Genomic DNA, 542 nt, shown 5'->3' with positions numbered 1-542 from the left:
TAGAGCATCTGACTTTTAATCAGAGGGTCGAAGGTTCGAGTCCTTCATGGCTCACTTTTGTTTTTTTCCGCGCGGTCGTGGCGGAACGGCAGACGCGCTAGGTTGAGGGCCTAGTGGGGGAAACCCCGTGGAGGTTCAAGTCCTCTCGGCCGCATCAAAAATCTTTTTTTAAAAAGTACTTGCATTTGAAAATGTAGTATGATAAGATAATTGAGTCGCCAAAATACAACGACGAAAAAACATCATGAATAAGCGCCCGTAGCTCAATTGGATAGAGCGTTTGACTACGGATCAAGAGGTTAGGGGTTCGACTCCTCTCGGGCGCGCTTTTATTAACGGGAAGTGGCTCAGCTTGGTAGAGCACCTGGTTTGGGACCAGGGGGTCGCAGGTTCAAATCCTGTCTTCCCGACCACGCGGGTGTAGTTTAGTGGTAAAACAAGAGCCTTCCAAGCTCTGGTCGAGAGTTCGATTCTCTTCACCCGCTTTTAGTTCTTTGAAAACTGAACGAAACAAACAACGTGAAACGTCAATTTTTATTTTA

At 46.9% G+C, this 542-nt stretch carries 4 tRNA genes; all 4 read left to right on the top strand.

Going from position 1 to position 542, the window contains the following annotated elements:
- The first annotated feature begins 71 nt into the window (after positions 1–71).
- Positions 72–154 (top strand) — tRNA-Leu (locus tag AC0NJG_RS28610).
- 98 nt (positions 155–252) lie between these two features.
- Positions 253–326, top strand: a tRNA-Arg gene (locus AC0NJG_RS28605).
- Between the two features lie 10 nt (positions 327–336).
- Positions 337–413 (top strand) — tRNA-Pro (locus AC0NJG_RS28600).
- 1 nt (position 414) lies between these two features.
- Positions 415–485: transfer RNA gene (locus AC0NJG_RS28595), tRNA-Gly, on the top strand.
- Positions 486–542 lie beyond the last annotated feature (57 nt).

It is taken from the genome of Bacillus sp. SSR7 (genome assembly GCF_055902415.1).
Note: the sequence above shows the minus strand (reverse complement) of the source record. Positions and strands in the feature narration are given on the sequence as shown.